Source organism: Mesorhizobium sp. L103C131B0 (assembly GCF_000502275.1).
In the GTDB taxonomy this organism is placed as follows: Bacteria; Pseudomonadota; Alphaproteobacteria; order Rhizobiales; family Rhizobiaceae; genus Mesorhizobium.
The window spans coordinates 144,994-152,139 of the sequence record NZ_AYXC01000013.1 but is presented as its reverse complement, the minus strand read 5'-3'; the positions used below and the strand labels follow the sequence as shown (position 1 = coordinate 152,139).

At 65.2% G+C, this 7,146-nt stretch carries 8 protein-coding genes; 2 read left to right on the top strand and 6 right to left on the bottom strand.

Features of this window, described 5'->3' with window-relative positions; genetic code table 11:
- Positions 1-29: 29 nt before the first annotated feature.
- Entirely contained in the window at positions 30-488 is a 459-nt protein-coding gene (gene exbD / locus X730_RS144320) for a TonB system transport protein ExbD (protein ID WP_023752670.1), read from the bottom strand.
- Between the two features lie 6 nt (positions 489-494).
- On the bottom strand, positions 495-1,472 hold the full coding sequence (gene exbB, locus X730_RS0134135) for a tonB-system energizer ExbB (RefSeq protein WP_032910181.1): 978 nt from the start codon (positions 1,470-1,472) through the stop codon (positions 495-497).
- A gap of 343 nt (positions 1,473-1,815) precedes the next feature.
- Here exbB and X730_RS144325 point away from each other — a divergent pair, with 343 nt between their 5' ends.
- Positions 1,816-2,484, top strand: a complete 669-nt coding sequence (locus X730_RS144325) for an isochorismatase family cysteine hydrolase (RefSeq protein WP_023726080.1) — start codon at positions 1,816-1,818, stop codon at positions 2,482-2,484.
- 88 nt (positions 2,485-2,572) lie between these two features.
- Here the strand turns inward: X730_RS144325 and X730_RS144330 are convergent, their stop codons facing one another.
- Together X730_RS144330 and X730_RS1000000166470 are read right to left on the bottom strand one after the other, a co-directional pair.
- Positions 2,573-3,529: an LLM class flavin-dependent oxidoreductase gene (locus X730_RS144330; protein WP_023726079.1), complete on the bottom strand. Its 957-nt coding sequence runs from the start codon at positions 3,527-3,529 to the stop codon at positions 2,573-2,575.
- A 158-nt stretch (positions 3,530-3,687) separates the two neighbouring features.
- Positions 3,688-3,843, bottom strand: coding sequence for a hypothetical protein (locus X730_RS1000000166470; protein WP_023670454.1), 156 nt, complete (start codon positions 3,841-3,843; stop codon positions 3,688-3,690).
- Positions 3,844-4,076: 233 nt separating this feature from the next.
- On the opposite strand from X730_RS1000000166470, the gene X730_RS144335 reads away from it, so the two are divergent.
- Positions 4,077-4,844 carry an SDR family oxidoreductase gene (locus X730_RS144335; protein ID WP_023686096.1) on the top strand — a complete coding sequence of 256 codons (768 nt, stop codon included), beginning with the start codon at positions 4,077-4,079 and terminating at the stop codon, positions 4,842-4,844.
- A gap of 72 nt (positions 4,845-4,916) precedes the next feature.
- On the opposite strand, the gene X730_RS144340 is transcribed toward X730_RS144335, so the two are convergent.
- The gene (locus X730_RS144340; protein ID WP_023826910.1) at positions 4,917-5,861 is read right to left on the bottom strand and encodes an ABC transporter permease; all 945 of its coding nucleotides are present in this window, start codon (positions 5,859-5,861) and stop codon (positions 4,917-4,919) included.
- Complete coding sequence (locus X730_RS144345; protein WP_023683937.1) at positions 5,858-6,913, bottom strand: ABC transporter permease; 1,056 nt, start codon at positions 6,911-6,913, stop codon at positions 5,858-5,860. The genes X730_RS144340 and X730_RS144345 overlap by 4 nt, the downstream gene beginning before the upstream one ends.
- Positions 6,914-7,146: the final 233 nt, after the last annotated feature.

Below are 7,146 nucleotides of genomic sequence, written 5' to 3'. Positions count from 1 at the left end.
GGCCGCGGGGGCGGCGGCGGCCAGTTGCGTCACGGGGCGGCGCCCGGGTGCGCCGCGGATGCGTCCGCCGGCACCGTCTCCAGCCCCACCAGCGCGATCTTCAGATAACCGGCGCCGCGCAGCAGGTTCATCACCTCCATCAGCTCGCCATAACCGACCGCCTTGTCGGCACGCAGGAAGATGCGGGTCTGCTTGTCGCCCTTGGTTCTGCCGTCGAGCACCGCGGCGAAAGCCTGGCGCGACACGCTGTCATTGCCGATCGCCAGCGTCAGATCGTCCTTCAGCGTCAGGAACAGCGGCGTTTCCGGCCGGGGTGCTGGCGTCGCCGTCGAACCCGGCAGATCGACATTGACGTCGACTGTCGCCAAGGGGGCAGCGACCATGAAGATGATCAGCAGCACCAGGATGACGTCGATGAACGGGGTGACATTGATCTCGTGGTTTTCTTCGAGATCGCCATCGATAGCCTCGCGAATTCTAGCCGCCATGGCCCATCACTCCGCCGCCAGCGCGGGCGCCTGCGGCACCGTGCGGAAATCGAGATCGCGGCTGACCAGCCGTTCGACCCCGGCCGAGGCATCGGCAAGAAGCTGCCGGTAGCCGGCTATCGACCGCGCAAAGACGTTGTAGATGACCACCGCGGGAATGGCCGCGACCAGGCCCATCGCCGTGGCGAGCAGCGCCTCGGCGATGCCGGGCGCGACGACCGCGAGGTTGGTGGTCTGCGCCTGCGAGACGCCGATGAAGGCGTTCATGATGCCCCAGACGGTGCCGAACAAGCCCACGAAGGGCGCCGTCGAGCCGATCGTCGCCAGCACGCCGGTGCCGCGCGACACGCGCCGCGCCGCCGCCGCCTCGATGCGCGACAGGCGCGACGTCACTCTTTCCTTCAGCCCGTCGCCGGTAACATGGCCGAGCGCACCGGCCGAAAGGGCAGTCTCTTCCTCGGCTGCCCGCACCAAAAGCGCACCGGGGCCGCCACTGTTGCCAAGCGAGCGCCCGGCCTGGCGCAGTGTGGCGGCATTGCCGATGGCGCGCGCAGCGCGCCGGGCGCCGAGCTTGCCGAAGAGAATCTCCAGCGATTTGGCCAGCCAGACCGTCCAGGTGACGAGCGAGGCGAAGGCCAACCCGATCATCACCGCCTTGACGATGATGTCGGCGGCCATGAACATGCCCCAGGGCGACAGATCGTGCGGCAGCGTCAGCGATATTGCCGAAGCCTCGGCCTGCGCGGATGCACCGGGCTGGGTTGCCGGCTGTGGCGCGGTCGGCGCCGCCTGCCCGGCAGTTGGCGGAGCCGGCGGGACAGGCGCAGCCGGTGCGGGCTGTTCGACTACAGTTGGCGCCGACTGGGGAGCTGCAGCGGGCACCGTCGTCACCCTGGGCTGCGTGTTTGGCCGCTCTTGCGCAGCAGCGCTGCCGGCCGACAGCATGACCGCGGCCAGCGCCGCCAACAAACCATTTCTGGACACGCTTCGTCCTCGCTTCGTCATTGCAAACCGATCGGCTGGCCGGTGACGGGATGCGGGAACCCCCCGATCTCGACCCCGAAAACTCCAGCCACGGATTCTGGCTTCTCTCAAACACGGGACGGCCGCTGGAAAATAATTCAGGCCGCCGAGTGCCCCTGCTTGACTATAAAACATGAATTTACTAGTCAACAAACAAGATGACTTTTTTGGCCAACGATTATGGGCGCGATGTCTCAACGGCACATCGTCTTGGCGTCGGTTCGCCTGGCGTCGTTGCACTGAGGGATGGACGGCCGCAGGGTTGCGGGGCCACGATGCCGGGCAGCAATTGAGGCAGGCTGCGATGATCAAGGCGACACCGTTCGACTTCCCCTATGACGGCCGGCTGGTGCCGGTAAACACCGCGCTGCTGGTCATAGACCTGCAAGAGGATTTCCTGTCGCCGACCGGCTATTTCGCCAGGAAGGGTTATGACCCCGCGCCGCTGCGCGCCATCCTGCCGACAGTCAACCGACTGATATCAGCGGCACGCGCGGCCGGCCTCACCATCATTTACACCAGGCAGGGATATCGCGGCGACATGGCCGACATGACGCCGTACGAGAGATGGCGCCGCAAGCGGGCGGGTCTCGAAGGCACCGACGTGCTGCTGCGCTCCGGCCCTGGCTTCCAGATCGTCGCCGACATCGACGTCGCGCCGCACGACATCATCGTCGACAAGACCTGCAACAGCGCCTTCACCTATACGGATCTGGAGCTTGTGCTGCGCGCACGCGGCGTCACCCATCTGATCTTTTCCGGCTGCACGACCGATGTCTGCGTGCACACGACGCTGCGCGAGGCCTGCGACCTCAATTTCCAGTGCCTGACCATCGCCGACGCCTGCGCCAGCGGCGACCAATACGCGCATGACGCGGCGCTGCATATGGTGACGGTGGAGGACGGGGTGTTTGGTGCGCTGACGGAATCTGGCGCGGTGCTGGAGGCGCTGGCAGTGCTGAGTGGTGATTAGACGCTGGCGGGACAGCACCCCTCTGCCCTGCCGGGCAGAGGGGTGTGTGACGGAACGCTACGAAATAGCTTTCATTCCACCCGCAAATTCACCCTGCGTGAATATCCGACCCGCCCCGCGAGGCAAACGCGCCGGGCTGCGGCACCTCCGCCTCCCGGCGTGCCAGCGAGTTGCGCAATAGCGCGATCGTCTCGCGGCCGACGCTGGCGATCTCGCGCGGCCGGTCGACACCGACGATCATGAACTCGCTGATGCCCAGCGCCGCATAGGGCAGCAGCGACAGGGCGATCTGCGCCGGTGGTCCGGAAAGTTCGACCGCCTTGTGGCCGACGGTAGAGGCGCCACCCTCCGAGCGGACCCGGACCGGAAGCGCAAAACGCAGCTTGCCGGCGCGGCCATGCTCGGCGGCGGCGCTGCGCGCCCGTTCCATCAGCTGGCGGATCTCGTCGAGCGAACCAGCCGTGAGTTCAAACACGTCGGCATGGCGGCCGGCGACCTTGAGCGCGGTGCCGGACTGGCCACCCATGCGGATGATCACGTCGACGCCATGCGGCCCCTTGCGCGGCACATAGCCACCCTTGATGCTGTAGAATGCACCTTCATGGTCGAAGGGCCGGTCGTTCGACCACAGCCGCTTCAGCAGCACCAGATATTCGTCGATGCGCTGCCAGACCACGGTGTGGCCGACCGGACGCGTCTCGGCATCGTCGTCATCCAGCGGCTCGCTCAGCATCCTCAGCGCCAGCCGGCCGCCGCTCCTGGCGTCGAGCGCCGCCAGTTGCCGCGCCGCAACGGCTGGCGCGATCACGCCGGCCCAGTGCGTCAGCACCACTTCCAGCGACGAGGTGCGGTCCAGCGCCTGGGCGGCGATGTCCATATTGGTCAACAGCCCGGCCGGGTCGTCGACGACGATGTTCTGGAAGCCGGAATCCTCGATCAGCGACAGCTTGGTCGCCGTCTCGACGAAATCATAGAAGAACGGTACGGCCGAACCGGCATCGGCGGCGTGCGTTTTACCGGGAACATGCGTGAACTCGATCGGCATTGCCATCTCCTCCATCACGTTGGATGTATGTCGCCCCCGGTTTTGAGACGACGACATGCGTAAAAACAAGCATCAGCGCCAAAGCGCGTCCGCGTTCGGTTCATCAACTCCGGTCACTCACTGAAAGCGCTAGGTCGCCACCCTTTCGGCCTGATCGGTCAGGGAATCAAGCCGAGCACGACTGCCCCGGTGAACACGAACGCAAGGGCAAAGACGAGATAGGCGAAAGCGCCGGCATAGGCCGGGCGGAAAGCCTGGCTATTGGCCAGCCTCTGGCTGGTGCGGTCCGTCTCGGCGTTCTGGATATAGGACATATCGACCTCCGTCTTGCGGATTAATCTATAAAATCAGTAGACTTTGTCGAGTGCTATTTTTTGGAGATATGTAGAATGATTTTCTCAGTAGTCCTTGTTATTTGGTTTGGCATTGCTGGGAGACCCCTGTTGGAGACAAGCGAGCGACAAGCTTGGCCGACGTCTGCATAGGCGATAGCATCGCCATTCCGGCGTAAATGCGGATTATTTCGATCGGGAACGGGGAACAGAACATGGGTACAAGACTAGCCGGCAAGATTGCAATCATCTCGGGCGGCGCGACCGGAATGGGCGGAGCGGCCTCGGAATTGTTCGCCGCCGAAGGCGCCAAGGTGGCGATCATTGACCGCAATGGCGAGGCGGCGGCAGCCACTGCGGCGGCGATACGCGCGCGGGGACATATCGCCGAACACTGGGTGGCCGACGTCTCGGACGAGGCGCAGGTCGAGGCCGCAGTGAAGGCGGCGACTGCCAGGCTCGGCCCGGCCACGGTGTTGTTCAACCATGCCGGCACCATCGTGATAAAGCCGTTCCTGGAGACGACAGTGCAGGAATGGGACTGGCTGCATGCGGTCAATGTCCGCTCGATGTTCCTGATGACGCGCGCCGTGTTGCCGGGCATGATCGCTGCCGGTGGCGGTTCGATCGTCTGCACCTCGTCGATCTCGGCTGTGGCGGCCACACCCATGGAGGTGCTCTACGACACCACCAAGGGCGCCTGCCACATGTTCGCGCGCGCCATCGCAGTCGAATTCCGCGACCGCAACATACGCTGCAACGCCGTCTGTCCCGGCTTCATCCGCACGCCGCACGGCCTGCGCGAGGTCGCCGATCTCGGCAAGCTCGGCGTCGACGTGTCGGACGCCGCATTGGCCGCACAGCAGGGCCGCATCGGTGAGCCGGAGGAAGTGGCCAAGGCAGCGCTGTACCTCGCCAGCGATGAGTCCAGCTTCGTCAATGGCACGCATCTGTTTGTCGATAATGGTTTTACGGCGATGTGAGTATCCCAGGCTTGGCGCCCTTCCTCTCCCCCGTCGATCGGGGGAGAGGAAGGGCGCCAAGTCCTACTCGCCTTACCGCTCTTCTCGTCGAAACGGCTTCAGCAGCGCCGACGGCGCAACCGCGTTGCGTGACATCACGGCCATCGCGACGATGGTGAAAATAAAGGGCAGCATCAAGAACGCCTCATAGGGAATATGCCCGAGGCCGCTCGCCTGCATGCGCAATTGTAGCGCATCGACGAAGGCGAACAGCAGCGCCGCGCCCGCAGAGCGCCACGGGTCCCAGCGGCCGAACACGACCAGCGCGATCGCCACCCAGCCACGGCCCGACACGACACCAAAGGTGAAGGCGTTGAACTGTGCCATGGTGAGGAAGGTGCCCGCAAGCCCCATCAGCGCACCGCCGAGGATGACCGCCTGGAAGCGCGTGGCGATGACGCTGACCCCAGCGGAATCAGCGGCGCGCGGGTTCTCGCCGACCATCCGCACCGACAGCCCCCAAGGCGTGCGGTAGAGCACGAAAGCAGCGAGCGGGATGGCAATGATTGCCAAGTAGACCAGCGCAAACTGGTTGAAAACCGCTGACCCCAGAACCGGAATATCCGACAGCAGCGGGATCGGCACCGTCTGAAAACCCTTGATGCTGGGCGGCACCGATTGCTGGCCGAAGGTCAGACGGTAGAGGAAATAGGCAAGGCCGGACGAGAACAAAGTAACGCCGATGCCGCAGACATGCTGGCTGAGGCCGAACGCCACGGTGAACAGCGCATGCAGCGCACTCATCGCCATGCCGGTCAACACCGCGGCCAGCACGCCGAGCCAAAGGCTGCCGCTGAGGCTGGCGGCGGTGAAGCCGGTCATCGCGCAGAGCAGCATGATGCCTTCGATACCGAGATTGAGCACGCCGGCCCGCTCGGAGAACATCTCGCCCAGCGTGGCAAATGCCAGCGGCGTGGCGATGCGGATAATGGCGGCGAGGAAGCCGACCTGAAAGATCTGTTCGAACACCGCGCTCATAAGGCGGCACCGACGCGGCGGATGCGATAGGCCGTGAACAGCAGCGCCACCAGCATGGCGAGCAGCGCCGTGCCCTGGATGACATCGCTGAGGAACGCCGGCACGCCGGTGGCGCGCGACATCGCTTCGGCGCCGGTCATCACGGCGGCCAGGAAGATCGCCGCCGGTACGACGCCGAGCGGATTGAGCCTGGCCAGCATGGCAACGACGATGCCGGAATAGCCATAGCCCGGCGAAATGTCGCTCATCACCTGGAAATGCACGCCGCCGACCTCGCCGACGCCGGCAAGCCCGGCCAGCGCGCCCGACAGCAGCGCCGTCGAGATCAGCACCCGCTCGACATGTATGCCGCCATAGCGGGCGGCTTCCGGGCTTTCGCCGGTGACCCTGATCCGGAAGCCGAGCGTGGTGCGCACGATCAGGAACCAGATCAACGGGGCCGCGATCAACGCGGCGATGACACCCAGATGCAGCCTTGTGCCTTCGAGCAGCACCGGGAAATTCGCCGAATCCTCGATCGGCGGCGAGATCGGATAGCCGCTGAACGAGTCCTTCCACGGCCCCTCGATCAGCGCCATCAGCGCATAGTAGATGACCGAATTGAGCAGCAGCGAACTGACGACGTCGTCCACCTTGAATTTGACCCTGAGCGTCGCGGGCACCAGCGCTACCGCGGCACCGGCAGCAGCGCCCGCCAGCGCCATCGACAAGATCGCCAGCGCGCCCGGCATCGGGATGGCGCCGACGAAGCAGCTGGCCACGGCGCCGGCCAGCAATTGGCCCTCGGCGCCGATGTTCCAGAATTTGGCCCGGAAGGCGACGGCCACAGCCAGCCCGGTGAAGATCATCGGGGCGGCGCGCACCAGCGTTTCGGTGATGGCATAGCTGTCGCCGAACGAGGCCGACAGCATCACGCCATAGGCCTCAAGCACGCCGGCGCCGGCCAGCGCGATGAGGCCGCTGCACAGGACCAGCGCTGCGCCGATGGCCAGCAGCGGCAAAGCGAGATTGAACCAGGCGGGGGTGGAACTGCGGGCTTCGAGGCGGAACATCAGCTATGCCCCTCCGCCGCCCAGACGGTCGCGCCGCCCTTCATCCGCCTGCCGGCACCTTCTCCCCGTATAGACACGGGGAGAAGGGATCTGGGCCCTATGCAACTCCCCTCTTGCAGCTGTGGTGATTGGCGAAACCATGGGTGAGAGCCCCTCTCCCCGTCTCTATACGGGGAGAGGATGCCGGCAGGCAGGTGAGGGGCAGCGCTGACGCTTAAAGTCAGCCAAAAGCG